This is a genomic window from Demequina lutea, assembly GCF_013409005.1.
GTDB classification, from domain to species: Bacteria; Actinomycetota; Actinomycetes; order Actinomycetales; family Demequinaceae; genus Demequina; species Demequina lutea.
The window spans coordinates 1,687,586-1,712,906 of the sequence record NZ_JACBZO010000001.1 but is presented as its reverse complement, the minus strand read 5'-3'; the positions used below and the strand labels follow the sequence as shown (position 1 = coordinate 1,712,906).

Here is a 25,321-nt window from a genome sequence, read left to right as displayed (position 1 = left end):
CCAGAAGGTCCTAGGACGGCGGTACCATTGACCCTGGGAGGTGGCAAACACATGAGCGTTCTAGATGGCATCGTCGCAGGTGTGAGAAGTGACCTCGCGGCACGTGAAATGGCCACGTCGATGGATGAATTGAAGGCCCGCGCTGCACGGCTTCCGAGCGCAATTGACGCGCTTCAGAAGTTGCAGACTCCCGAAGTCTCGGTGATTGCCGAGGTGAAGAGGTCCAGCCCTTCGAGGGGCGCCCTCGCGGAAATCACCGATCCCGCAGCGCTCGCCACCGAGTACGAGGCAGGTGGCGCCAGCGTCATCTCCGTGCTCACGGAAGAGCGCCGATTCGGGGGTTCTCTCAGCGACCTCGACGACGTGCGCGGCAAGGTCGACATCCCAATTCTCCGCAAGGACTTCATCGTCACCCCGTACCAGGTGTGGGAGGCGCGAGCCCACGGCGCCGACATGGTCTTGCTCATTGTTGCGGCCCTCGAGCAGATGGCCCTCGAGAGCCTTGTGGAGCGCGTTCACTCGCTCGGGATGTGTGCCCTCGTTGAGGTGCATGACGAGACCGAAGTGGCACGCGCGGTCGCCGCGGGAGCCCGTGTCATTGGCGTCAACGCGCGCAATCTGAAGACCCTCGAGGTCGACCGTGGCACGTTCGCCAGGGTGGCACCCCACATTCCCGATGGCATCGTCAAGGTCGCCGAGTCGGGCATCCGTGACAGCCACGACGTCGTTGAGTACGCCCGCATGGGTGCCGACGCGGTTCTGGTTGGCGAAGCCCTGGTCAAGGACAAGGACCCTCGCACCGCAGTCGCGGAGATGGTTGCCGCTGGAGCCCACCCCGCATTGCGAGCGGTGCGTCCGTGACAGATCCGCTTTCCGGCGCCGCCGGTCCTTTCTTTGGCGCGTACGGGGGGCGGTTCGTTCCAGAGGCTCTTGTGGCCGCGCTCGATGAGTTAACAGACGCCTACGACAAGGCCAAGCACGATCCAGCGTTCGCGGCGGAACTCGACAGGCTCGCCCGTGACTATACGGGCCGCCCAAGCATCGTCACTGCGGTGCCGCGTTTCGCGGCCCACGCCGGCGGCGCTCGCGTCTATCTCAAGCGCGAGGACCTGAATCACACCGGATCTCATAAGATCAACAACGTTCTTGGGCAGGCGTTGCTGACGAAGCGCATCGGCAAGACGAGGGTGATCGCGGAGACTGGGGCGGGCCAGCACGGAGTCGCGACCGCGACGGCCGCCGCGCTCATGGACCTCGAGTGCGTCGTGTACATGGGCGAAGAAGACACGGAGCGGCAGTCGCTCAACGTGGCCCGAATGCGCCTTCTTGGCGCGACCGTCGTGCCCGTCACCACGGGATCGCGAACGCTCAGGGACGCCATCAACGAGGCCTACCGCGACTGGGTGACGAACGTCGACACCACCAACTACATCTTCGGCACCGCGGCGGGCCCCCACCCGTTCCCTGAGATGGTTCGTGACTTCCAGCGAGTCATCGGGCGCGAGGCGCGCGAGCAGATGATGGCGCTTGGCGGACTTCCCGATGCCGTGGTCGCCTGCGTCGGCGGCGGCTCAAACGCCATCGGCATCTTCGATGCCTTCCTGGACGACGCCGACGTGAGGCTCATCGGTTGCGAGGCCGCTGGCGACGGGGTGGACTCCGGGAGGCACGCCTCGTCCATTACTGGGGGACGTCCAGGAGTGCTTCACGGCGCGATGACCTACGTCTTGCAGGATGGGGACGGCCAGACCCAGCCGTCGCACTCGATTTCGGCAGGTCTCGACTACCCGGCCGTGGGTCCGCAGCACGCGTACTTGGCGGACATCGGGAGGGCCGAGTACTGGCCCATCACCGATGCCGAGGCAATGGACGCGTTCCGCCTCCTCACCCGCACCGAGGGAATTCTGCCTGCGATCGAGTCCGCGCATGCTCTCGCGGGTGCGATCAAGCTGGGCAAGCAGCTCGGCCCCGAAGCGACGATCCTCATCAACTTGTCCGGACGCGGCGACAAAGATGTGGAATCGGCCGCCACCTATTTCGGCATTCTCGATGGCGGTGGTCAGCCGTGAGTCACCTCACCGATCGCCTCGATGCCATCAAGGCTGAGGGCCGCTCCGCCCTCATCGGGTATTTGCCCGTGGGTTTTCCCACCGTGGAGCGGTCGATACGCGCCATGACCGTGATGGTCGAGGCCGGGGTCGACATCGTCGAGGTGGGCCTGCCGTATTCGGACCCAGTCATGGATGGCCCCGTTATTCAGCGGGCTGCCGAGAAGGCGCTTGAGCGGGGTTCTCAGGTCGCAGACGCCTTCACCGCGGTACGCGCGGTCGTCGACGCGGGCGCGCCCGTGGTCGTGATGAGTTACTTCAACCCGATGTTGCAGTATGGGCTCGAGCGGTTCGCCGACGACCTAGTGTCAGCGGGAGGGTCTGGGGCGATTACTCCTGATCTGACTCCCGATGCGGCGGGTGGGTGGCTCGAGGTGGCCAGGTCACGGTCCCTCGACACGATCTTCTTGGTCGCACCGAGTTCGACGAATGAGCGCTTGCACATGACGGCCCGCGAGACGTCGGGCTTCGTCTATGCGGCCTCCCTCATGGGCGTGACGGGGGAGCGGGCGACCGTCGGCGGGGGAGCGGAGCAGTTGGTGGCGGCGACACGCGCGGCGGGAGCGCCCCGTGTGTGCGTCGGTCTGGGCGTTTCGAATGGCGTCCAGGCGGCCGAGGTGGCTCGCTACGCGGACGGCGTCATCGTGGGATCAGCGCTGGTACGTTGCCTCATCGATGATGACGACGAGAGTGCGGCGCTCGATGCGCTGCGCGCCAAGACTCGCGAGCTGGCACGCGGAGTAAGGCGCGAATCATGATCTTCACGTCCTTCCCCAGCCCACCCGAGAGTTGGGCCGCCTGGTCCGTCGGCCCACTGACGATTCGTGCATACTCGCTGTGGATCCTGGCGGGAATCTTCTTCGCGCTGTGGCTCACTACCAAGCGTTGGGTAGAACGCGGGGGAGACTCCCAGGTGGTCGGCGATGTCGCCTTCTGGGCGATCCCCTTTGGGATCGTCGGCGGCCGCCTCTATCACGTGATCAGCACGCCTGGGCCGTACTTCGGCGCCGGAGGGCACCCGCTCAATGCGTTCAAGATTTGGGAGGGTGGCCTCGGCATCTGGGGCGCGATCGCCCTCGGAACTGTCGGAGCGCTCATCGGCGCCCGCAGGCATCACGTCTCGTTCGTGACATTTTTGGATGCCGCAGCACCCGGAATTTTGGTGGCTCAGGCCATTGGCCGGATGGGTAACTATTTCAACCAGGAACTGTTCGGCAGGCCCACCGACGTCCCGTGGGCGCTGCAGATCGCCCCTCAGTTCAGGCCTGTCGGCTACACACAATTCGCGACGTTCCACCCCACGTTCCTGTACGAATTGCTGTGGAACCTTGCCGGGGCGGCGCTCATCATTTACCTCGACAGAAGGTTTGACCTGCGTGGTAGCAGGACGTTCTGGCTCTACGTGGTGGTGTACGTGTCCGGTCGTTTCTGGATCGAGACGATGCGCATCGACACCGCCGTCCATGTGGGTGGCCTGCGCATCAATGTTTGGGTTTCGATGGTCGTGCTGACGCTCGCCATCGTGATGTTCTTCTTGCTCGGCGCCCGCCAGAAGCGAAGCGACCAAGTTCCTCGAGCCGAGCTTGCGGCAACCCCGCGCGCCGACGTCGTCAAGGACTGAGGCGCCCGTTCGCTACACGCGGACGGGGTAGTCTCAATGATCGTGTGTACACCGGGTCGACGGCGCCCCGAAACGACTGAGGTTCGCGGCTAGGCGCCGGAACGGTAAAGGACGGTGTAATGACGACGCATCACGGGGGTGAATGGCCCTCGGAGGGGCTCTATGACCCCTCCTTCGAGCACGACGCTTGCGGCGTGGCCTTTGTAGCGACTCTGCGTGGACATGCGGGACGTGACATCGTCGACAAGGGGCTCACAGCCCTCAAGAACCTGCAGCATCGCAGCGGGGTGGGGGCCGAGACCGAGACGGGTGACGGCGCCGGCATCCTGACGCAGATTCCGCACGCGTTCTTGCAGTCGGTGACGGACTTTGATCTTCCCGATGCGGGCATGTATGGGGTTGGCATCGCCTTCCTCACACCTGGCAAAGAGGCTCAGGAGGTCGCCGCTTTCGAGGCGGCCGCGAGCGCCGAGGGCGCCGTTGTGCTTGGCTGGCGAGACGTCCCCGTCAACCTGGATCCGATCGGGCCGTTGGCCCGGGCTGCCGCACCAACCTTCCGCCAAGTCTTCGTCGTCGCGGAGAAGCTCACCGGAATTGATCTCGACCGCAGGCTGTACCGAGTCCGCAAGCGCGCAGACCACCAAGGCGGCCCGTTCTTCGCGTCGCTGTCGGCTCGCACGCTCACCTACAAGGGCATGCTCACGACCTACCAGCTGGAGCAGGTGTTTCCTGATCTGCTGGACCCGTTGTTCGCGTCGGAACTTGCCTTGGTGCACTCGCGCTTCTCAACGAACACCTTCCCGTCGTGGCCACTCGCCCAGCCTTTGCGTCTGATCGCGCACAACGGCGAGATCAACACGGTTCGAGGTAACCGCAACTGGATGGCCGCGCGCGAGGGCAAGCTCAAGTCCGATCTCCTCGGTGAGATCAAGGATCTCCTGCCGGTGTGTTCACCCTCCGCATCGGACACGGCCTCGTTCGACGAGGTGCTCGAGCTCCTGCACCTCGCGGGGCGTAGCCTGCCGCACGCGGTGCTCATGATGATGCCTGAGGCGTGGCAGAACAACACCGAGATGGACCCGTCGCGTCGCGCGTTCTATGAGTACCACTCGTCGCTGGTCGAGCCATGGGATGGCCCGGCCGCATTGCACTTCACCGACGGCACCCTGATCGGGGCGACCCTCGACCGCAACGGCTTGCGTCCGGGTCGCTTCTGGGTGACCTCGGACGGTCTCGTGGTGTGTGGCTCTGAGGCTGGGCTGCTCGACATCGACCCCGCCGATGTCGTCCGAAAGGGACGCCTGCAACCAGGGCGCATGCTTTTGGTCGACACCGCGGCCGGCCGCATCGTCGAGGACGATGAGGTCAAGACGGCACTTGCCGCGGAACACCCCTACGAGGAGTGGGTCGAACGCCACGCAGTGCGCCTGGCAAACCTTCCCGACAGGGAACACATCTCGCACTCACGATCTTCCGTGGTGCGCAGGCAGCGCACGTTTGGCTACACGGAGGAAGAGCTCAAGGTTCTTATCGAGCCGATGGCGAAGGCCGGCGCCGAGCCAATTGGGGCGATGGGCTCCGATACCCCGATTGCCGTGCTTTCGAAGCGCCCCAAGCTGCTATTCGACTACTTCACCCAGATGTTCGCGCAGGTGACCAACCCGCCGCTCGACTCGATCCGAGAAGAGATCGTGACGGCCATCGGCGGAGCGATCGGCCCCGAGCCGAACCTTCTCGAGGGCATTCCTGAGCACGCGCGCAAGGTGACGCTGGACTTCCCCGTCATCGACAACGACGAGCTAGCCAAGATCATCCACATTGATGCGGATCCCAAACTTAAGGGCATCTTCTCGTCGCGCCGCATCCAGGGCCTGTACAAGGTCGACGACGGTGGGGCGGGGCTTGAATCGCGCCTCGAAGCAATCTTCGTCGAGGTCGATAAGGCCCTCGACGACGGCGTGAGCTTCCTCATCCTGTCTGACAGAGACTCGGACGCGGACTTCGCGCCGATCCCGTCCCTGTTGCTCACCTCCGCCGTTCACCACCATTTGGTCAGGAACCACAACCGCACCCAGGTCTCCCTGGTGGTGGAGGCCGGTGACGTGCGCGAGGTTCACCACGTTGCGCTGCTGATCGGCTACGGCGTTGGCGCCGTGAACCCGTATTTGGCCATGGAAACGGTCGAAGACCTCGTGGCTCGTGGGTACATCACCGACATCACAGCCGAGAAGGCCGTCAAGAACCTGATCAAGGCGCTCGGCAAAGGTGTTCTCAAGATCATGTCGAAGATGGGCATCTCGACGATTGCCTCGTACCGTGGTGCTCAGATCTTTGAGGCCATCGGACTCTCGCGAGAGCTTGTCGATCGCCACTTCGCGGGCACGCCAAGCCAGATCGACGGCGTCGGTCTCGATGTGATCGCACGCGAGGTCGCGGACAGGCACGCCGATGCCTACCCGGCGTCCGGACAGCGACCCGCTCACCGCAGGCTCAACGTCGGCGGCGAGTATCAGTGGCGTCGCGAGGGCGAGGAGCATTTGTTTGACCCCGAGACGGTGTTCAAGCTTCAGCACTCGACCAGGACGCGCCAATATGCCGTCTTCAACGAGTACACGGAACGGGTCAACAGCCAGGCAAAACGACTGATGACCTTGCGAGGTCTGTTCGAGATCAAATCCGACAGGCCGCCAGTGCCCATCGAAGAGGTCGAACACCAGCGCGACATCTACAAGCGTTTCACCACGGGCGCGATGTCCTACGGCTCCATTTCCAGGGAAGCGCACGAGACCCTCGCGATGGCAATGAACAAACTCGGTGGCAAGTCCAACACCGGCGAGGGCGGCGAGGCACGAGAGCGTCTGTACGACCCGAAGAGGCGCAGCGCCATCAAGCAAGTGGCGTCCGGACGCTTTGGCGTGACGAGCGAGTACTTGGTGAACGCAGACGACCTCCAGATCAAGCTCGCTCAAGGCGCCAAGCCCGGCGAGGGCGGCCAGCTACCGGCCGAGAAGGTATATCCGTGGATCGCGGAAACGAGGCACTCAACGCCCGGCGTCGGCCTCATTTCCCCGCCTCCTCACCACGATATCTACTCGATCGAAGACCTCAAGCAGTTGATCCACGACCTCAAGAACTCGAACCCGAGGGCGCGAATTCACACCAAGCTCGTGTCTGAAGTGGGGGTCGGCACGATCGCCGCGGGCGTTGCCAAATGCAAGTCCGATGTGGTGCTCATTTCGGGATCAGACGGAGGTACGGGCGCGAGCCCGCTCAACTCGCTCAAGCATGCGGGGGCGCCGTGGGAGATAGGGCTGGCCGATACCCAGCAAACCCTCGTGCGCAATGACCTTCGTGACCGCATCGTCGTGCAGGTCGACGGTCAGCTCAAGACGGGCCGCGACGTCATGGTCGCGATACTTCTTGGTGCCGAGGAGTTCGGTTTCGCGACCACGCCCCTTGTCGTGTCGGGATGCATCATGATGCGCGTGTGCCACAAGGACACGTGCCCCGTGGGAGTCGCCACGCAGAACCCCGAATTGCGTGAGCGCTTCAGCGGGAAGCCCGAGTTCGTCGAGACCTTCTTCGAGTTCATGGCTCAGCAGGTGCGTGAGCAGCTTGCGGCTCTTGGGTTCCGCTCGATTGAGGAGGCGGTCGGCCACGTCGAACTTCTCGACACTCGCGCCGCGGTGGACCACTGGAAGGCTCAAGGCCTCGACCTGAGTCCCATCCTGGCCGTGCCCCAGCCGGGGAGCGCATTGCACCAGTCCGTCGCTCAAGATCACGGACTCGACGCGGCGCTCGACGTCGGACTCATCGCGGAGGCGAAGACGGCGCTCGAAACAGGAGAACCGGTCGTGCTGACGCGCGACGTTCGCAACACGAACCGCACGATTGGCACGATGCTTGGATACGAGGTCACTCGTCGCTATAGGGGTGAGGGCCTTCCCGACGACACGATTTCGGTCCAGTGTGTGGGTTCGGCAGGCCAGTCCTTCGGTGCGTTCTTGCCGCGTGGCGTGACCTTGCGCCTCGAGGGAGACGCGAATGACTACGTTGCCAAGGGCCTCTCCGGCGGCAGGGTCATCGTGAGGCCGGATCGATCCGCGGCACTGAACGATGCCCTCGACGTGATCGCGGGCAACGTGATCGGCTATGGCGCGACGAGCGGAGAGATCTTCCTGCGCGGTCAAGTCGGGGAGCGCTTCTTGGTCCGCAACTCCGGTGCGTCGGCGGTCGTGGAGGGCGTCGGCGACCATGCGCTCGAGTACATGACCGGCGGAATCGCCGTGGTGCTCGGTCGCACGGGCCGCAATTTCGGTGCCGGTATGTCAGGCGGCACCGCCTACGTGCTCGACATCAGGACGGAGCGCGTCAACAAGGAGGCGCTCGCCTCCGGCGAACTCACTGTGAGCGCGCTCGATGAGGAAGACACGGTCATCGTCCGTACCTTGGTTGAGAAGCACGTCGAAGAGACTGACTCTCCGCGGGGACGAGAACTGCTTGCCAACTGGGAGAAGTCGGTCGAGCGGTTCAGCCGCGTGCTTCCCGCGCAATATGCGAGGGTTCGCGAGGCGTTGGCGGAACTCGATGCCAGTGGACGCGACCTGTCGGCGCCCGGCGCGTGGACCGAATTCCTGGAGGTGACTCGTGGCTGATTTTCGCGGATTCCTGAAGCATCGTGAAAGGGAGTTGCCTCCTCCCAGGCCCGTTCCCGTGCGATTGCTCGACTGGAAGTACGTCAGGGACGAGCTTGCCGCCGACCCTGAGGCGCTCAACCGTCAGGCGAGTAGATGCATGGACTGCGGCGTGCCGTTCTGCCACCAAGGATGCCCCCTGGGGAACCTCATTCCCGAATGGAATGACCTTGTGCACCGTGGCCAGTGGGAGGATGCCCTCGACAGGCTCCATGCGACCAACAACTTCCCGGAGTTCACGGGGCGCATTTGCCCCGCGCCGTGCGAGTCGAGTTGCGTGCTTGGCATCAACCAACCCGCGGTGACCATCAAGAACATCGAGGTCTCGATCATCGATGAAGGGTTCAGGCGGGGCCTGGTCAAGCCGCTCGAGCCTTCACGTCAGACTGGAAGAACGGTGGCGGTCGTTGGCTCCGGTCCTTCGGGCCTCGCGGCCGCACAGCAGCTGACGAGGGCGGGCCACACCGTTGCCGTGTACGAGCGCGACATTCGCATCGGCGGCCTGATGCGCAATGGCGTGCCCGACTTCAAAATGGAAAAGATCCATATCGACAGGCGCGTCGAGCAGATGGAGGCCGAGGGCACTCGCTTCCGCACCGGTGTCGAGATCGGCAAGGACGTCACATGGGACGATCTGCGGGCCCGATTTGACGCCGTTCTCATCGCTACTGGGTCGACGGTCCCGCGAGACTTGCCTGTTCCTGGGCGACGCTATAGGGGCATCCACTTTGCGATGCCGTACCTGACTCAGGGCAACAAGGTGGCTGCGGGCGACACTGTCGAGCGCCAGATCACCGCAAAGGACAAGCACGTGATCATCATCGGCGGTGGAGACACCGGCTCTGACTGCCTGGGCACCGCGTTGCGCCAGGGAGCCAAGTCGGTGACGACTCTTGCCATTGGTGTGAAGCCGCCGGAAGCAAGGGACGCGCGATCGCAGCCGTGGCCGACGCATCCGATGCTCTTTGACATCTCGTCTTCGCATGAAGAGGGAGGAGAACGTCGCTTCCTTGCATCGACGATTGAGTTTCTCGCCGACGAGGACGAGCAGGTGACGACGATTCGACTTGCTCAAACCCAGATTATGCCCGACGGTTCGCGCGGGCCTGCTCCCGGTTCCGAGCAAGAGATTCCCGCGGACCTCGTGTTGATCTCCATGGGATTCACGGGCCCCGAGCGCGGAACGTTGAGCCAACTCGAGCACATTGGATTTACGCCCCGTGGCACGGTGGCACGCAACGACTCCTTTGCTACTGCGGTCGACGGCGTCTTCGTCGCCGGAGATGCAGGACGCGGGCAGTCTCTTGTGGTGTGGGCGATCGCTGAAGGACGCGCCGCAGCCGCGGCAATTGATACATACCTCACCGGAAGCACCGAGCTTCCGGCGCCCGTGACGGCGAGAACCGTCTCGCTACGGGCCTGAAACACCTAGGTTGGAGAACATGCGAAACGCGAAGATTGTCTGCACCATCGGCCCCGCGACTGCGTCGCTGGACCAGATGAAGTTGCTGGTGGAGGCGGGCATGGATGTTGCCCGTATCAACCGCAGCCACGGCAGCGCCGAAGAGCACGAGCAGGTGTACCGGAACGTGCGTCAGGCGGCGGCAGAGGCCGGACGCAACGTCGCGGTCCTCGTTGACCTTCAGGGACCCAAGATCCGCCTTGCGCGCTTCGTCGATGGGCCTCACGATCTTGCGGTGGGTGACATCTTCACGATCACCACACGCGAGGTTGAGGGCACCAAGGAGATTTGCGGTACGACGTTCAAGGGCCTCGCTGGTGACTGCAAGGCTGGCGACTTCCTGCTCATCGACGACGGCAAGGTCCGCGTCGAGGTCATGGAGGTCAAGGACGGCACAGACGTGGTGACCAAGGTGATCGTTCCCGGTCCCGTGTCGAACAACAAGGGCATCAACCTTCCCGGCGTTGCCGTGTCGGTCCCCGCCATGTCCGAGAAGGATGAGTCTGACCTGCGTTGGGGCCTCAAGCTCGGCGCCGACTTCATCGCGCTGTCGTTCGTGCGTTCGGCGGCCGACTATGCGGATGTGGCGCGCATTATGGCCGAAGAGGGTCGTATCGTTCCCGTGATCGCCAAGGTCGAGAAGCCCCAGGCTGTCGACAATCTCGAAGAGATCGTGGACGCCTTTGACGGCGTGATGGTTGCCCGTGGCGACCTCGGTGTCGAGCTTCCGCTTGAGGACGTGCCTCTCGTACAGAAGCGCGCCATTGAGCTGTGCCGCTCGCAGGCCAAGCCCGTCATCGTCGCGACGCAGGTGCTCGAGTCCATGACTCACTCGCCCGTGCCAACGCGTGCCGAAACCTCGGACTGCGCGAACGCGATTCTCGATGGTGCCGACGCGGTCATGCTCTCGGGCGAGACCTCGGTTGGCGACTACCCGATTATCACGGTGGAGACGATGGCCCGCATCATCAAGAACACCGAGCAGAAGGGGTTCAGCCGCATCGCGCCGTACTTGGCTAGCCCCAAGACCCGCGGTGGCGCCGTGACCCACGCGGCCGCCGAGATTTCCGAGACTCTCGATGTCAAGTACATCGTGACGTTCACGCAATCCGGGGACTCCGCGCAGCGGATGTCGCGCCTACGCCCCGAGACGCCGATGCTAGCGCTGACGCCGAACCCCGACACCCAGAAGCGTCTGGCACTGTCGTGGGGCGTCAGGACCACGATCGTTCCCAAGGCGGAGACGACGGACGACATGGTCAATATCGTTGATTCGCTCCTCAAGGACACGGGCAGGGCCGTCGATGGCGACCTCGTTGTCATCGTCTCCGGTACGCCCATTGGCATTCCGGGCACGACAAACTCGATCGTGGTTCACAAGGTCGGTCAGGTTCGCAAGTAGCAGCCAGCAAACGCTCAAAGGACTCGTCGGTGACAGCCGACGGGTCCTTTGCGTTTGTACACCCGAGACGTCAAGGTCCTAGGGTTGTGGTTCGGGCGAACATCGTGACGGCAGACTCAGGGGAGTGGTTGGAATGGCGCGCAATGCGGTTCAACTCATCACATACGCGGACCGCTTGGCGGGGGACCTCGGCGGATTGACCGCACTGATGGCGAGCGCTCCCTGGAATGGCGCCTTCGGTGGAGTGCACGTGCTTCCGTTCTTCACCCCCTTCGATGGGGCCGATGCAGGCTTTGACCCCACCGACCACACGTCCGTTGACCCCCGGCTCGGCACCTGGGGTAGCATCGGCGCCCTAGCCAGTCAAGGTGATGTCATGGTCGACATCATCGTGAACCACGTTTCGTCCTCCTCTGCCTCCTTCCTTGACTGGTGTGCCAGGGGCGACGAGTCTCCGTACGCGGGGATGTTCCTGACCATGTCCTCGGTGTTCCCCAACGGGGCCACCGAAGCGGACCTTACGACCGTGTATCGGCCCCGACCTGGCCTGCCCTTCACTCCCTACCGCGTCGGTGGCAAACAACGCTTTGTGTGGACGACCTTCACCCCGCAGCAGATCGACATCGACGTCTCCCACCCGGCCGCGCAGGACTATCTGAACGCGATTCTCGAGGCCGTCGCTCAAGCAGGGGTCACCATGGTGCGGTTGGACGCCGTCGGCTACGCCATCAAGACCCCGGGCACCACGTGCTTCATGACCGACGCGACATTTGACTTCATCGCGGACTTCACGGCCAAGGCGCGAGCCAGGGGAGTCGAGGTGCTTGTTGAGGTGCACTCGTACTTCGAGCGCCAGATCGCCATAGGTGCCGCGGTGGACAGGGTCTATGACTTTGCCCTGCCGCCGCTTGTCCTGCATGCGCTCGGCACGGGCGACGGCGCGCCCTTGGCGAGATGGATGGACATCCGGCCGGTGAACGCCATGACCGTCCTGGACACTCACGACGGCATCGGCGTGATTGACGTGGGGGCCGACCAGACCGCGATCGACCGTCCGGGTCTGTTGACCCCGACGCAACTCGACGCGCTCGTCAAGCAGATCCACCAGAACTCCGGCGGGACGAGTCTCTTGGCGACGGGAGCGTCGGCGTCCAACCTGGACCTTTACCAGGTGAATTGCACCTACTTTGATGCCCTGGGCGGCGACGAGAACGCGTACCTGATCGCGAGGGCCATCCAGTTCTTCGTGCCAGGGATTCCGCAGGTCTACTACGTGGGCGCCCTCGCGGGACGCAATGACACCGAGCTGCTTGGCCGCACTCACGTCGGAAGAGACATCAATAGGCATTACTACACGTCCGGCGAGGTCGCCACGGAGGTGAGCCGACCGGTGGTCGCCGCGCTACTCGAACTGTGCAAATTCCGGTCGACGCTTCCTGTCTTCGACGGCGAGTTCGCCTTTTCTCACGACGCGGAAGCTTCCGAGATGTCGATGAAGTGGAGCGCGGGGCAGTCGTGGGCGGTTCTCGAGGTGAACCTCGCTCGTCGTGAAGCCTCGATCACCTGGTCTCACGAAGGAGCGGAGGGTCAGACCTTCGACCTGCTCGCGAGTCCGCCCTCGCTCGACTAGCTCGAGTCGTCTTGTCCTGTGACCCCGCGCCAGTCCCTCTGACCGAAGTCGGGAACTACGCGGTCGTACTGGGTGGCGAACAGGGGGGACGAGATCAGGAAGTCGGCCGTGGCCACGTTCGAGGCCATCGGGATATTCCATACTGCGCCAAGCCGCAGCAGCGCCTTCACATCCGGATCGTGGGGTTGCGCCTCGAGCGGGTCCCACAGGAAGAAGAGCATGTCGATGACGCCCTCGGCGATCTTGGCGCCAATCTGCTGGTCGCCGCCGACCGGGCCAGAAAGGAATCGCTGGACGGGCAGACCCAACTCGTATTCGAGCATCGTGCCTGTGGTGCCCGTCGCGTAGAGGTGGTGGGGCGCAAGGGTGTCCCTGTTGTAGCTGGCCCACTCAAGGAGCTCGACCTTCTTGTTGTCGTGGGCAACCAGCGCAATGTGTCGCTTGGCATCAACCCTGTCGCGGTGCGGTTTCATACCCATGAGTATGACGACCGGCGCGGGCGTGGCGCCAGAGCGACCTCCAGCCTTCCAGGCTTCCCGTCGAGAGTTTGCTGGCGAGTTCCCGGCGTCCCCGGCATCCGTCGGGGTCGTGTGTCGCCCGCCGTGGCGGCGATCGGACTTTTGAAAAGCAAGTAAAGGGTCAGGCGCCGGAACAGACCGGGGTCAAGCGTGCGAGGACGATGCCATGTCGCGTCGCTGAAACAGCCTGCGCAGCCCGCTCCCTATCGCACCCACGGACATGAACACCGATCCGACGACGAACAGCGAAACGGCAAGCATGTGGTACTGATCAAAGGCCTTGTAGAACAGCACCGAGCCCACGACGAACAGTAGGTTCCCCATAATGCCAATGGCGGTATGGATGTGTTCATAGTCCTGGACGAGAGTACGGATCAAGGCGAAATTCCTCCGACGTTCCAGTCGGCGGTTGTGTGACGCAGCCTCACGCCGCTGCCCGCCGATCTGGTCGCGACGGTACCACCTTGGCTTCAATGTGCGAGCAGGTGAGCGTCGTTGTGCGCATCACCGAAACGTGTCATGCAGGCGCGCAGAATGCCTGTCGACCGACGACACAAGGACGCGGTACGTGTGCCGCATCCGGACGCGACACCGGATTCGAATGTCTGGCCAGGCGCAATTTCCGTCGCGCGTTGACACATCGCGGCGCCGACGGTGACGATGAGTTCATGACTTGGTTGCGAGATCGCATGGAATTTCTTCTCTTTGTCTCCTCCACCGCGCTGCTGCTCGCGGGCGGCGGGGCGTGGCTACTCGGATCGATGTCGGTGGCCGAGTTGCTGTGGGGAGCAGGGACGTGCCTTGGGTTGCTGTTCGCGATCGCCTGGACGGTGGCCGCGGTCCGCCAACGTCAGTTGAGCGTCGACGTCATCGCTTTGCTCGCATTGGCTGGCGCCCTGGTGGTGGGCGAGTGGTTTGCGGGGGCGATGATCACGGTGATGCTGGCGACCGGCGTGCTGCTCGAGGCGCGCGCGGGAGCACGCGCGAGGCGGGAGTTGAGCCTACTCGTCGAGCGCGCCCCGCGAACGGCCCGACGTCAGGTAGACGGCCGAGTCGTGGAGGTCCCCGTGGACGACGTCGCCAAGGGTGATCGGATCCTGGTGGGCACGGGAGAGGTGGTTCCGGTGGACGGGCGGCTCATGTCGGCCGGGGTCCTGGATGAAGCGGCGCTGACCGGGGAGTCATTCCCGGTCGAGAGGCCCGCCGGGGATGAGGTGCGCAGCGGGGTGGTCAACGCCGGATCGCCGATAGATCTCATGGCGACGTCGGTGGCGGCAGAGTCAACCTATGCGGGCGTGGTGCGACTGGTGGAGCAGGCGCAGGCATCGTCGGCGCCGTTCGTCCGCGCCGCGGATCGCTTCGCGGTCGTGTTCGTCCCCCTGACGCTGGTGCTCGCTGGTGCCGCATGGGCCCTCAGCGGGGACCCTGTACGCGCCGTCGCCGTGCTGGTCGTGGCCACGCCCTGTCCGCTGCTCTTGGCGGCACCCATCGCCATCATGTCTGGGCTGTCGCGAGCGGCGCACATCGGCGTCGTCATCAAAGGTGGTGGAGCCCTCGAACGGTTGGCCGCTGGGCGGGTGATTCTGTTCGACAAGACAGGCACCCTGACTCAGGGGCAGCCGACCCTCGCCGACGTCGTGACCGCAGGCGACCACATCGACTCAGACGAGATACTGCGCCTGGCGGCCTCGCTCGACCAAGTCTCACCGCACGTGCTCGCCAGTTCAATTGTCACCGCAGCGACGCGACGGGGCCTGCGGCTCGAGATGCCCGAAGATGTGCACGAGGAACACGGCTATGGCTTGGGCGGAAGGATCGGTTCCCACGAGGTGCGGGTGGGCAAGGCCTCATGGATCGTCGACGGCGTGCAGCCCGCGTGGGTGCGCCAGGTGCGCCGTCGTGCAGACCTGGATGGCTCGCTGACCGTCTTCGTCGCGGTCGACGGCGAGCCGGCGGGCGCATTCCTTCTCGAAGACCCGATTCGGCCGGACGCGCCACGGATGGTTCGCGCGCTTCGCGAGGTGGGTATCAGCCGGGTCGTCTTGGTCACGGGAGACCGGGCCGATATCGCGGACGCGGTGGGGCGCATCGTCGGGGTCGACACCGTGCTGGCCGAGTGCGACCCAGCCGACAAACTCGCGGCGATCGAAATCGAGGAGGAGCTGGGTTCGACGATCATGGTGGGTGACGGCGTCAACGATGCCCCCGCCTTGGCGGCGGCAGGGGTGGGCGTGGCGCTGGCTGCGCGCGGGGCGACCGCCTCGTCGGAGGCTGCCGACGTGGTCCTGACCGTCGACCGGCTCGATGCCCTCGCGGATGCGATTCTCATCGCTCGCAGGTCCAAGCGCATCGCCCTGCAGGCGGTCCTCGTCGGGATGGGCCTGTCATTCGTGGCGATGGTCGCAGCCGCAGTCGGACTGCTCGCGCCCGCGATCGGCGCCGTCACGCAAGAAGTCATCGACGTGCTGGCGATCGGCATCGCGTTGCGGGCCGTCCTGCCGGGCAGAGTGCACACGATTGCCATGCCGCCCGCCGACGTAGCCATCGCCCGCGCACTCAAGGTTGAGCACGACGCGGTGCTCGTCGTCGTCGAGCAGATCCGCGCCGTTGCCGACGCTCTCTCGACGAGGGATTGCGACCTTGCGCCGGCACATACGCTTCTCAAACGGCTCGAGGGAGAACTCCTCCCGCACGAGCGCGCCGACGAGGCGCAGCTCGTGCCTCTCGTCTCTCGGGCGCTTGGCGGTACCGACGCGACCGCATCGATGAGCCGCACCCACGCCGAGATCGAGCACCAGGTCAGCAGGCTGCGCCGATTGCTCACGGATCTTGACAACGACAGCGTCCAGCCCGAGGACGTCGTCGAACTGAGGCGGGTTCTCTATGGGCTCTACGCGGTGCTGCGCCTGCACAACGCACAAGAGGAGGAGGGCGCATTCAGCCTCGTACCGGCAGGTCCGGCACGCGGAGCTGCCGCGCGTCAGCCCTGACGGCATCGCTGCCCGCGGGGTTGAGGCCGAAGTTCCCGGAGGACGTGCACTGAATGAGTCCGTCGCGAGCGAGCTTCGTCTGGTTGGCAGACACCGACGACGGCGCCATTGCCCCTGTGGACGCGGTCTTGCGGCCCTCATAAACGCGCGGTCGGCGCCCGCTTGAGCCGATCGACCAAGTCAGCCCACGACTCGACCCTATTCAAGGTTGGGGACCTCGCGGAAACCCCATCCGGAGCGTCGCCGCGCACTCATCTTGTGCGCCAAGCGTGCGGGGTAGCATGAGGGCGATCGAGCGAGCGCGACGAACCGGGCGAGCCGAATTGCGACGCGGCCAGTGCGAGTAGCAAGCCGAGAGAAAGTGGGAGACGTGCTTTCGCACAGGAGCGCAGTCAGGATCGGTCTGCTTGTCAGGCGCCTTGCACAACTCAGGGGCAGCGGTACCGCGTTGCCTGGTCTCGTCGTGGAGCGGCTAGACCCTGGGTTCCTGGCTGCCGCCCTTGCCGGCCTTCCAGAAGGTGTTGTTGTCATCACCGGCACGAACGGCAAGACGACTACGACGAAGATGGTCGTCGAACTATTGCGCGCCACCGGGCTCAAGGTGTTCTCAAACAGGTCGGGGAGCAACTTCACGCGGGGCATCATCGCGGGCATGCTTGGCGAGCTTGACGAGCACGGCAAGCTCAACGCCGACATCGCGGTCCTCGAGCTCGACGAGGCGCACGCGATCCACTTCATCCGAGAGGTTCCGCCGCGGTACTCGCTCCTGCTCAACATCACGCGGGACCAGCTCGATCGCTTCGGTGAGGTCGACTACACGGCACGGTTGCTCGAGAAGGTGGCGCGTGCCACGCAGGTCGGCGTCGTGCTGAATCGCGACGATCCGCTCGTGAGTCGCATCGGGGAAGCCCTGCCCGCCGTGGTGGAGCGCCGGTATTTCGGGTCGGGCAGCTCCGTGCAGCATCTATTCCCCGATGATGGCCACCTGTACGGGGCGGGTCCCGATCCGTCACTGGCGACGGTCGAGCCGGATAACGACGCTGACGTTGTGTTGACCGGACTCGGCGGAAAGTCCGCCACCTACTCTTTCGAAGGCGCGGTGCAGCCGCCAGTCGACCTCGCGATAGACGGCGTGCACAATGCGCTGAACGGAGCCGCAGCGTTGAGCATCGTCCGCATGGTGCTGCGGGACAGGGCCTCGGGCGACGTTCTCCTCAAGGCGCTGGGCTCGGTCGGGCCTGCATTCGGGAGGGGCGAGTCCATCGACGTCGACGGTTCGCCGCTCGAGATTGTCCTGGTCAAGAACCCCTCGGGCTTCCGCCTCTCGTTGCGTTCCTACGCCGAGAATGACGCCGCGACGATGATCGCGATCAACGACCGCTACGCCGACGGCAGGGACACGTCGTGGCTGTGGGACGTGGACTTCTCGAGCCTGAGCGATGTGGCGGTCGTCAGCGGAACCCGCGCGGACGACATGGCGCTGCGGCTTCACTACGACAACATCGAGGTGGCGCACGTCGAAGGCGCGTTGCCAGCCGCGCTCGACAGGTTTCTGGCGATCGAGGGACCCAAACGCATCTACTGCACCTACACGGCGATGATGGCGATTCGAAGCGTCCTCGCCTCGAAGTTCGATCTGGCGGGTATCCAATGACGACGCACAACGCGGCACTGCCTCTGAGGATCGTCCACCTCTACCCAGAGCAGATGAATATTTACGGAGACACCGGAAATGTGCTCACGATGGTGAGACGCGCCCAGTGGCACGGATACGACCCCGAGGTGGTCGTCCACCGCCCCGGCGTGGCTTTTCCGGAGGATGTGGACCTCATCGTTGGCGGCGGCGGGCAAGACTCCGGTCAGGGTTTGGTGGCGGACGATCTACTTGCGCTCGGGGACCACATCCATGGCCTGGCCGATGACGGAGTCGCGATGCTCATGGTGTGCGGGCTCTACCAACTTTTTGGGAACTTCTTCGAGACCGTGACCGGCGAGCGGCTGGACGGCATCGGAATCTTTGACGTGGCCACCTACGGCGGGCCGAAGAGGCTCGTGGGCAACGTCCGCGCAAACACCCAGTTCGGCGAGGTGTTCGGCTACGAGAATCACAGCGGCCTGACGATGTTGGGCGAAGGCCAGCGTCCGTTTGGCGAGATCGCCATGGGCTCCGGAAACAACGGTCGTGACCGGACGGAGGGAGCGATATACAACAACGTGTATGGCACGTACCTGCACGGCTCCGTGCTGCCGAAGAACCCGCGATTCGCCGACGCGCTCATTGAGGCGGCGGCGGTGCGTCGCTACGGCGCGTTTGCCCCTGCGCAGATCGATGACCAACTCGCGGAGCGCGCCCGGTCGCGAGCGCGACAACTGGGTGTGTGACGGCCTCGCGACGGCAGTTCGGTTCACGTTGTCGTCACGGGGATGAGGGCCGCGTTTTCGTGGTTCAGGAGTGTGCCCCGAGTGGGATTCGAACCCACACTGGTACGGGTTTGAGCCGTATGCCTCTGCCGGTTGGGCTATCGGGGCGTGAGCACTAGGCTAGCGCTTGTGAATGACTCCATTGAACCCGCAGAATTCATCGCCACCAAGCGCCGCGCCATCGTTGTCGAAGACGAGGCGCTGATCCGCATGGACATCGTCGAGACCCTTCGCGAGGGCGGCTATGACGTCGTCGGCGAGGCCTCGAACGGCGAGGAGGCCGTCGCGCTCGCCCGGGAGTTCAAGCCCGACGTGGTGGTCATGGACGTCAAGATGCCCGTCATGGACGGCATCACGGCCGCCGAACACATCGCGAAGGAACGCCTCGCTCCCGTAGTGTTGCTGACGGCGTTCTCGCAAATGGAGCTGGTGGAGCGCGCGCGCGACGCAGGGGCCATGGCGTATGTGGTCAAGCCCTTCACGCCTGCCGACCTTCTGCCCGCGGTGGAGATTGCCGCATCCCGCTTCGTGGAGATTCGGGCGCTCGAAAACGAGATCGCCGATATGACCGAGCGTATGGAGACCCGCAAGACGGTCGAGCGCGCTAAGGGCATTCTCATGGAGAAGATGCAGCTCAACGAGCCCGAGGCCTTTCGATGGATTCAGAAGACCTCGATGGACAGGCGTCTCACTATGCGAGAAGTTGCGGAAGCCGTCATCGACCAGATGGGCAAGTAGCCCGCAAAGTGTTTAGCCTGCTAAACACCGGGACTTGAGTCCCAATTCCGCTTCAAAGGTCACAGAATCGTGATCCATGTGACGCACGGATGAAATCCGACCCCAGTACGGTGATGTCAGTTGCCGTCGAGGACCGTCCTCGCGGTGGCCCCGGCGGGCTTGCCCCCGCCGCACCTGTATGGAGGGAAAACCATGGCTCGATGGAACACCATCGCACGCGGCGTCGCACTTGGCGCCGTCGCGTCCCTTGCCCTAGCCGCCTGTTCGTCCGGCGGAGGCACCAGCACGACGTCGGCTAGCTCGGCGATGTCTTCGGCTCCGAGCGCACAAGGCGCGCTCAAGGTCGGCACCTTGCTGCCGTTGACCGGTTCGCTCGCATTCCTCGGCCCGCCCGAGGTCGCTGGTGTCAAACTCGCCATCAACGAGATCAATGCCGCTGGAGGCGTCTTCGGCTCGCCCGTTCAGGAAATTGACACGGACTCGTCCGACACCACTCAGCCGCAGATCACCTCTCAGTCGGTGTCGAAGATGATCGGTGACAATGTTGGCGCGATCATCGGCGCTGCTTCGAGCTCCGTCACGCTCAATGTGGTCGACGACGTGGCGGCGGCCAAGACCGTCATGATCTCGCCCGCGAACACGTCGACGGCGTTGTCCGGCTACTCGCCGTTCTACTTCCGGGTGGCACCGCCGGACACCGTTCAGGGCAACGCGCTCGCAAACGTGATCCTGAAGGACGGCTACAAGAACATCGGCATCCTTGTCTTCAACGACGACTATGGCACGTCTCTTCGCGACGTGGTGGAGAAGACGATTGAGGCGGCTGGCGGTTCGATCACGTACGGCAAGAAGGGCCAGGAGTTTGACCCCGCTGCGTCGAACTTCTCTTCAGACGTGCAGGCGATCCTCGCCACGAACCCGGAGGCCATCGCGCTGATCTCGTTCGACCAGGCAAAGCAGATCATCCCTGAGCTCGTTTCCGCCGGATTCGACACATCGAAGCTCTACCTGGTTGATGGCAACACGTCCGACTTCTCGAAGGACTTCCAGGCCGGCACGCTCACTGGCGCCAAGGGAACCATCCCCGGTGCCAACGCGAGCGCCGACTTCAAGAAGCTTCTTGACGGCGCCAACGGCAGCACGCTCAGCTCGTACGCGTACGGCCCCGAGTCGTACGACGCCACGATGCTTGTCGCCCTCGCGGCGCTCAAGGGTGGTGCGGGTGACGGCGTGACCATTCAGGCCAACATGGCGGCCGTTTCCGGCGCCAATGGCGGCACTGAGTGCACCGGTTGGGTCGCGTGCTCTGACCTGATCAAGAAGGGTGAGGACATCACGTACAAGTCCGTGTCGGGTTCCGGCCCGTTCAACGCCCAGAACGACCCGTCGAGCGCCTACATCGGCGTCTACCAGTACGGCGCGGACAACGTGCCCGCCTGGACCGAGGCAGTGTTCGGCAAGGTGCCTACCGCGTAATTGCGGCGATTTGGCTTAACTGCGAGAGGGCCCCGGCTTCGGCCGGGGCCCTTTTGCGTGCTCATCCTCGACTGATTCGCGAACAAAGCCAGCTCAGTGGCTCAATCTGTACCGTCTACGGCCACTGTCGGCCCCTTAGTGGCTCAATCCATACCGCCTACGGCCGGTGGGTCGATTGGGCCGCCTTGAGCACGCGCACCTGAGCCCGTGAGAATCCACCACCTGTTCGCGGACAGGTTGCATTGCCGTCACCGGAGGAGAGTTTCGCCGACGGCGGTACAAGAAGGGCCACTGGGAGCGCACGGGGCCCTCTGGGCGGTACAAATCAAGCCACCCGCCGCGGGGTTGCCGGAACGCCAGTGGGAACGACGAAGGCCCCGGCCCACGAGGGACCGGGGCCTTCAGCGGATCCGTTAGGCGCCGAGCGTTCCCAGGTACAACTCGATGACCTTGGGGTCTCTCAGCAGCTCCTGGCCGCTCGCGGTGTATGCGGAAGTGCCTTGGTCGAGCACGTAGCCCCTGTCGCAAATCTGCAGGCAGCGCCTGGCGTTTTGCTCGACCATGATGACGGTGACGCCGGTGCGGTTGATGTGACGAGTGCGCACAAATGTCTCGTCTTGGCGCACGGGGGACAACCCCGCACTCGGCTCGTCAAGCAACAGCACGGCGGGGTCCATCATGAGGGCTCGGGCCATCGCCACCATTTGCCGTTCGCCTCCCGAGAGGGAGCCGGCACGCTGACTGCGGCGTTCGCCAAGGACCGGAAACAGGTCAAAGATCTTTTCGAGTTGTTCCTTGTACTTCTTGTGCTGTTGGAACGAGCCCATCTCGAGGTTCTCCTCGATGCTGAGCGAGGGAAACACATTGTTGTTTTGCGGCACGAAGCCGATGCCGCGCTTCACCAGCTCGTCGGCACGAACGTTCGTGATCGACTCGCCACGGAGCTTCACTGTTCCCGAGCGCACGGGTACCAGGCCGAAGAGAGCCTTCAGGAACGTCGATTTCCCGGCTCCGTTGGGGCCGATGATGCCGATGAGCTCGCCCTCCTTGACGGTCATGGAGCAACCGTTGAGGATGTCGATTCCGGGCAGATAGCCCGCGAAAACGTCCGTCGCCTCGAGAACGACCTCCGTCGACGCGGCTGGCCTCTGGATCGGTGACGCGGTCATGAGAGGTCCTCCGACAGGTCGGTGTCGTGATGTGCGCCAAGGTAGGCATCTTGAACGGCAGTGTTCTGCATTACCGTCTCTGGCGGGCCCTCGGCGATGATCTTGCCCTCCGCCATGACCACCACCCAGTCGGAGATGCGACGCACCATGTGCATGTCGTGCTCGACGAACAAGACGGTGACGTCCTGATTCCGCAACTCGACAATGTGCTCAAGGAGCGACTCCGTGAGCGCCGGGTTCACCCCGGCCATCGGCTCGTCAAGCATGACGATCTCGGGATCCGACATCAGCGCGCGCGCCATCTCGAGCAGCTTGCGCTGTCCACCGGAAAGTTCACCCGCGAAGTCGTTCTGCTTGTCGATGAGCTGAAAGCGGGTGAGGAGCTCCTCTGCCTTGATCGTGATGAGGGCCTCCTTGGCCCGCCAGAGGGGCGGCACGAGCGCGGTGAAGAAGGCCTCTCCGCCCTGGCCCGCGGCTCCAAGTCGCATGTTCTCGATGACTGTCATGCGCGACAGTGCCTTCGTCAACTGGAAGGTGCGCACCATACCGGCCCGCGCCACTTTGGCGGGGGAGTGGCTCTGCAAGGACTCTCCGTTGAAAGACCACTCGCCCTTTTGGGGCTTGTCGAATCCAGTTAAGAGGTTGAAGAACGTCGACTTTCCCGCGCCGTTCGGCCCGATCAGCGCCGTAATGGCGTTGCGTTGCACCTCGAGGTGCTCCACGTCGACCGCCGTGAGGCCACCAAAGGTGCGGTGAATTCCATGCGCGACGATAATCGGGTCCACCTTGGCGGCCCCAGGCATAGCGTTGACGTGTGCGAAAGGATCTTCCCTAGCGGTCATTGATCGCCAACTCCCTTCGATCTCCGAGGACCCCTTGTGGTCTGAAGATCACCAAGAGCATCAACGTCACGCCCACGAGCATGAGCGAGAACGGCTCGAGTTGTGTGGGGGCGAGCCAGGTGGCGGGAATGAACATCGCGGCAAGGCCCTTGACGAGCACGAGCGCTGTCCAGAAAAGCGCCGAGCCCAGAATCGGCCCAAAGACCGTAGCGGCGCCTCCGAGAAGCAACAACGTCCAGATCCAGAACGTGGTCGGCCTTCCCATCGAGTCCGGAGCCACCGCGTTGCCGAATGACCACAGGACACCACCCAATGCGCCGATGACGCCACCAAGCACGAGAGCCTGCATCTTGTATCCGTAAACGTTCTTACCGAGCGAACGCACCGCGTCCTCGTCCTCGCGGACGCCCTTGAGCACTCGGCCCCAAGGCGAGCGCGACAGCCTCCAGAACAACAAGGCAGCCACCGCAACAAAGGACCATGAGACGATCACGAGCCACCACGAGGTTGAGACTGAACCGTGCATCGTGAAGGGGCCGATGGTGATCTGACGGTCGGGGAACGGCGACAGGGACTCAAAGGGTCCTTTGAAGTCCTTCCCGCGGATACCGGTGGAACCGCCGGTGAGACCCTGGAAGGACTGCGAACGGCCCAGGAAACGTACCATTTCGGCGGCCGCGATCGTGACGATTGCCAAGTAGTCGCCTCGAAGTTTGAGCGTCGGCCATCCAAGTAGGAGCCCGAAGAGCACGGCGAGAACGATGGCGACCAGAAAGCCGAGAGCGACTGTCGCTCCCGCCGACATGGCGACCCCTAGGAATTGCCCGTTGTTGTTCTCGATGTCTCGCACGGTAATGGCGTACCCGTACATCCCGAGCAACATGAAGCCTGCCTGACCCATGTTGAGGAGTCCGGTAAGCCCAAAGTGGAAGTTGAGCCCGATTGCGGCGAGCGCGAACGCGGCCGTCGTGGGTGCGAACAATTCGCGACCCGCATCGGTGAGTAGTCCGGCGAAGTCCATGGTCTAACCCACCCTTTCCGGTCGTCCGAGTATTCCTTGAGGTCGAAAAAGCAGCACCACGATCAGAATGGCAAGAGCCGTCGCGAACTTGAGGTCTGGCGGCAACCACAGGGTCGATACCTCGACGACGATGCCGATGACGAGAGACCCGACGAGGGCACCGAACGGCTGGCCCAGGCCGCCGAGCGTCACCGCCGCGAACATGAGGAGCAGCATCCGAGAACCAGCGTCGAAGGACGTCGCCTGCTCGTACAAGGCGAGCAGGATTCCACCCACCGCGGCGAGCGCCGCGGCAAGAATCCATACGAGGCGCACGATCGAGTCAACCTTGATGCCCGAGGCTGCGGCCAGCGATGGGTTGTCAGAGACCGCCCTGGTAGCACGGCCAAGGCGCGTGTAGAGCAGGAACCATGACACGGCAAGCAAACACACGATCGCAATGACCATGGAAATGATCGTCTGGTTGCTGATTTCGATCCCTCCCCAATGGTGGCGTGTGTCGATCGAGGTGGTGAGCCGCATCTTGCGGCCGCCCATCCACCACTGGAGGAGATTGACGAGCGCGAGTGACAGGCCGATTGACACGATCATCTGCTGCACGACGCCGACGCGTTTGCGGCGCAGTGGGCCCCACAGGAACTTGTCCTGGAGCCAGCCAGAGCCACCGGCGATGATGACCGCAAGGATCGCTGCGACGACCAGCGGTAGCCCGATGGTGAACTCCTTGGGGATCAGCGGTAGCGAGACCTTGTCGCTGGTCGCCAAGAAGTAGGTGAGGATCGCGCCAAATGAGACTTGCTCACCATGAGCAAAGTTGCTGAGCCCCGTTGTTCCGTAGATCAATGACAGTCCGACGGAGGCCAAGGCGAGCAGCAGACCGAAGGTGACTCCGTTGACGACATTCTGCGCAAGGCGGTTGACATGAGTCGGTGTTGGGTCCGTAGCGGTGGCGACGCCCGTGACCGCACTAGCTTCACTCAATGGGGCGATTGGCGCTTCGTTAATGGCGGTGGTGGAGATGGTGCCCGTCGTCGCTCCGGCCGCCGATATGGCACGGCTGGAATCACTTCCCGCGTTGCCGATAAACGCTGAATACAGCGTCATCGCCAACGCCACGACGACGAGGATCACTCCGGCGCGAACAATGGCACGGGTGTCGAGCGCTGCTCTCACAGTCGTCCTTCCCAGTCGGTTTCGGCCTAATCTAGACCACTGATGTTTCCGCTGTG

The 25,321-nt window shown here is 63.9% G+C and carries 19 protein-coding genes and 1 tRNA gene; 13 read left to right on the top strand and 7 right to left on the bottom strand.

Going from position 1 to position 25,321, the window contains the following annotated elements; all coding sequences use genetic code 11:
* Window positions 1-51: 51 nt before the first annotated feature.
* From trpC to gtfA, 8 genes are all read left to right on the top strand, one after another.
* Window positions 52-861, top strand: coding sequence for an indole-3-glycerol phosphate synthase TrpC (gene trpC, locus BKA03_RS08315; RefSeq protein WP_179397937.1), 810 nt, complete (start codon window positions 52-54; stop codon window positions 859-861).
* Window positions 858-2,069, top strand: coding sequence for a tryptophan synthase subunit beta (gene trpB, locus BKA03_RS08310; protein WP_179397936.1), 1,212 nt, complete (start codon window positions 858-860; stop codon window positions 2,067-2,069). Before trpC ends, trpB begins: the two co-directional genes overlap by 4 nt.
* Window positions 2,066-2,866 (top strand): tryptophan synthase subunit alpha, encoded by an 801-nt coding sequence (gene trpA, locus BKA03_RS08305; protein WP_179397935.1) that lies wholly within the window; start codon window positions 2,066-2,068, stop codon window positions 2,864-2,866. The genes trpB and trpA overlap by 4 nt, the downstream gene beginning before the upstream one ends.
* Window positions 2,863-3,729, top strand: coding sequence for a prolipoprotein diacylglyceryl transferase (gene lgt, locus BKA03_RS08300; RefSeq protein WP_179397934.1), 867 nt, complete (start codon window positions 2,863-2,865; stop codon window positions 3,727-3,729). Before trpA ends, lgt begins: the two co-directional genes overlap by 4 nt.
* A 119-nt stretch (window positions 3,730-3,848) precedes the next feature.
* Window positions 3,849-8,384, top strand: coding sequence for a glutamate synthase large subunit (gene gltB, locus BKA03_RS08295; protein ID WP_179397933.1), 4,536 nt, complete (start codon window positions 3,849-3,851; stop codon window positions 8,382-8,384).
* Window positions 8,377-9,846 carry a glutamate synthase subunit beta gene (locus BKA03_RS08290; RefSeq protein ID WP_179397932.1) on the top strand — a complete coding sequence of 490 codons (1,470 nt, stop codon included), beginning with the start codon at window positions 8,377-8,379 and terminating at the stop codon, window positions 9,844-9,846. Before gltB ends, BKA03_RS08290 begins: the two co-directional genes overlap by 8 nt.
* A gap of 19 nt (window positions 9,847-9,865) precedes the next feature.
* Complete coding sequence (pyk, locus tag BKA03_RS08285) at window positions 9,866-11,287, top strand: pyruvate kinase (RefSeq protein WP_179397931.1); 1,422 nt, start codon at window positions 9,866-9,868, stop codon at window positions 11,285-11,287.
* A 133-nt stretch (window positions 11,288-11,420) separates the two neighbouring features.
* The gene (gene gtfA, locus BKA03_RS08280) at window positions 11,421-12,917 is read left to right on the top strand and encodes a sucrose phosphorylase (RefSeq protein WP_179397930.1); all 1,497 of its coding nucleotides are present in this window, start codon (window positions 11,421-11,423) and stop codon (window positions 12,915-12,917) included.
* Here gtfA and BKA03_RS08275 read toward each other — a convergent pair.
* Both BKA03_RS08275 and BKA03_RS08270 read right to left on the bottom strand, forming a co-directional pair.
* The gene (locus BKA03_RS08275) at window positions 12,914-13,390 is read right to left on the bottom strand and encodes a methylglyoxal synthase (RefSeq protein ID WP_218856008.1); all 477 of its coding nucleotides are present in this window, start codon (window positions 13,388-13,390) and stop codon (window positions 12,914-12,916) included. The genes gtfA and BKA03_RS08275 overlap by 4 nt on opposite strands.
* Window positions 13,391-13,579: 189 nt before the next feature.
* On the bottom strand, window positions 13,580-13,813 hold the full coding sequence (locus BKA03_RS08270) for a YrhK family protein (RefSeq protein ID WP_218856007.1): 234 nt from the start codon (window positions 13,811-13,813) through the stop codon (window positions 13,580-13,582).
* Window positions 13,814-14,103: 290 nt separating this feature from the next.
* Between BKA03_RS08270 and BKA03_RS08265 the strand changes: the two genes are divergently transcribed.
* The 3 genes from BKA03_RS08265 (at window position 14,104) to BKA03_RS08255 (ending at window position 18,807) form a co-directional block, all read left to right on the top strand.
* Entirely contained in the window at window positions 14,104-16,425 is a 2,322-nt protein-coding gene (locus BKA03_RS08265; RefSeq protein ID WP_179397928.1) for a heavy metal translocating P-type ATPase, read from the top strand.
* A gap of 370 nt (window positions 16,426-16,795) precedes the next feature.
* Window positions 16,796-18,079: a Mur ligase family protein gene (locus tag BKA03_RS08260; protein ID WP_179397927.1), complete on the top strand. Its 1,284-nt coding sequence runs from the start codon at window positions 16,796-16,798 to the stop codon at window positions 18,077-18,079.
* Window positions 18,076-18,807 carry a type 1 glutamine amidotransferase gene (locus tag BKA03_RS08255; RefSeq protein WP_179397926.1) on the top strand — a complete coding sequence of 244 codons (732 nt, stop codon included), beginning with the start codon at window positions 18,076-18,078 and terminating at the stop codon, window positions 18,805-18,807. Before BKA03_RS08260 ends, BKA03_RS08255 begins: the two co-directional genes overlap by 4 nt.
* 73 nt (window positions 18,808-18,880) lie before the next feature.
* Here BKA03_RS08255 and BKA03_RS08250 read toward each other — a convergent pair.
* A tRNA-Leu gene (locus BKA03_RS08250) sits at window positions 18,881-18,954 on the bottom strand.
* Between the two features lie 21 nt (window positions 18,955-18,975).
* On the opposite strand from BKA03_RS08250, the gene BKA03_RS08245 reads away from it, so the two are divergent.
* Entirely contained in the window at window positions 18,976-19,584 is a 609-nt protein-coding gene (locus BKA03_RS08245; protein ID WP_308477967.1) for an ANTAR domain-containing response regulator, read from the top strand.
* 192 nt (window positions 19,585-19,776) lie between these two features.
* Window positions 19,777-21,060 carry an ABC transporter substrate-binding protein gene (locus tag BKA03_RS08240; RefSeq protein WP_179397924.1) on the top strand — a complete coding sequence of 428 codons (1,284 nt, stop codon included), beginning with the start codon at window positions 19,777-19,779 and terminating at the stop codon, window positions 21,058-21,060.
* 413 nt (window positions 21,061-21,473) lie between these two features.
* On the opposite strand, the gene BKA03_RS08235 is transcribed toward BKA03_RS08240, so the two are convergent.
* The 4 genes from BKA03_RS08235 to BKA03_RS08220 are packed head-to-tail and all read right to left on the bottom strand — an operon-like array spanning window position 21,474 to window position 25,265.
* A complete protein-coding gene (locus BKA03_RS08235; RefSeq protein ID WP_179397923.1) occupies window positions 21,474-22,229 on the bottom strand; it encodes an ABC transporter ATP-binding protein in 756 nt (251 codons plus the stop codon).
* Window positions 22,226-23,071 carry an ABC transporter ATP-binding protein gene (locus tag BKA03_RS08230; RefSeq protein WP_179397922.1) on the bottom strand — a complete coding sequence of 282 codons (846 nt, stop codon included), beginning with the start codon at window positions 23,069-23,071 and terminating at the stop codon, window positions 22,226-22,228. The genes BKA03_RS08235 and BKA03_RS08230 overlap by 4 nt, the downstream gene beginning before the upstream one ends.
* Window positions 23,061-24,092: a branched-chain amino acid ABC transporter permease gene (locus BKA03_RS08225; RefSeq protein WP_179397921.1), complete on the bottom strand. Its 1,032-nt coding sequence runs from the start codon at window positions 24,090-24,092 to the stop codon at window positions 23,061-23,063. Before BKA03_RS08225 ends, BKA03_RS08230 begins: the two co-directional genes overlap by 11 nt.
* Before the next feature lie 3 nt (window positions 24,093-24,095).
* Complete coding sequence (locus BKA03_RS08220) at window positions 24,096-25,265, bottom strand: branched-chain amino acid ABC transporter permease (RefSeq protein WP_308477966.1); 1,170 nt, start codon at window positions 25,263-25,265, stop codon at window positions 24,096-24,098.
* Between the last annotated feature and the right edge of the window lie 56 nt (window positions 25,266-25,321).

Bases quoted from the DNA above. Each gene is read 5' to 3' on its own strand.
- BKA03_RS08225 (WP_179397921.1), bottom strand. From the start codon at position 24,092: ATGGACTTCGCCGGACTACTCACCGATGCGGGTCGCGAATTGTTCGCA.
- BKA03_RS08255 (WP_179397926.1), top strand. From the start codon at position 18,076: ATGACGACGCACAACGCGGCACTGCCTCTGAGGATCGTCCACCTCTAC.
- BKA03_RS08240 (WP_179397924.1), top strand. From the start codon at position 19,777: ATGGCTCGATGGAACACCATCGCACGCGGCGTCGCACTTGGCGCCGTC.
- BKA03_RS08230 (WP_179397922.1), bottom strand. From the start codon at position 23,071: ATGACCGCTAGGGAAGATCCTTTCGCACACGTCAACGCTATGCCTGGG.
- gltB (WP_179397933.1), top strand. From the start codon at position 3,849: ATGACGACGCATCACGGGGGTGAATGGCCCTCGGAGGGGCTCTATGAC.
- BKA03_RS08275 (WP_218856008.1), bottom strand. From the start codon at position 13,390: ATGAAACCGCACCGCGACAGGGTTGATGCCAAGCGACACATTGCGCTG.
- BKA03_RS08265 (WP_179397928.1), top strand. From the start codon at position 14,104: ATGACTTGGTTGCGAGATCGCATGGAATTTCTTCTCTTTGTCTCCTCC.
- BKA03_RS08235 (WP_179397923.1), bottom strand. From the start codon at position 22,229: ATGACCGCGTCACCGATCCAGAGGCCAGCCGCGTCGACGGAGGTCGTT.
- lgt (WP_179397934.1), top strand. From the start codon at position 2,863: ATGATCTTCACGTCCTTCCCCAGCCCACCCGAGAGTTGGGCCGCCTGG.
- pyk (WP_179397931.1), top strand. From the start codon at position 9,866: ATGCGAAACGCGAAGATTGTCTGCACCATCGGCCCCGCGACTGCGTCG.
- gtfA (WP_179397930.1), top strand. From the start codon at position 11,421: ATGGCGCGCAATGCGGTTCAACTCATCACATACGCGGACCGCTTGGCG.
- trpC (WP_179397937.1), top strand. From the start codon at position 52: ATGAGCGTTCTAGATGGCATCGTCGCAGGTGTGAGAAGTGACCTCGCG.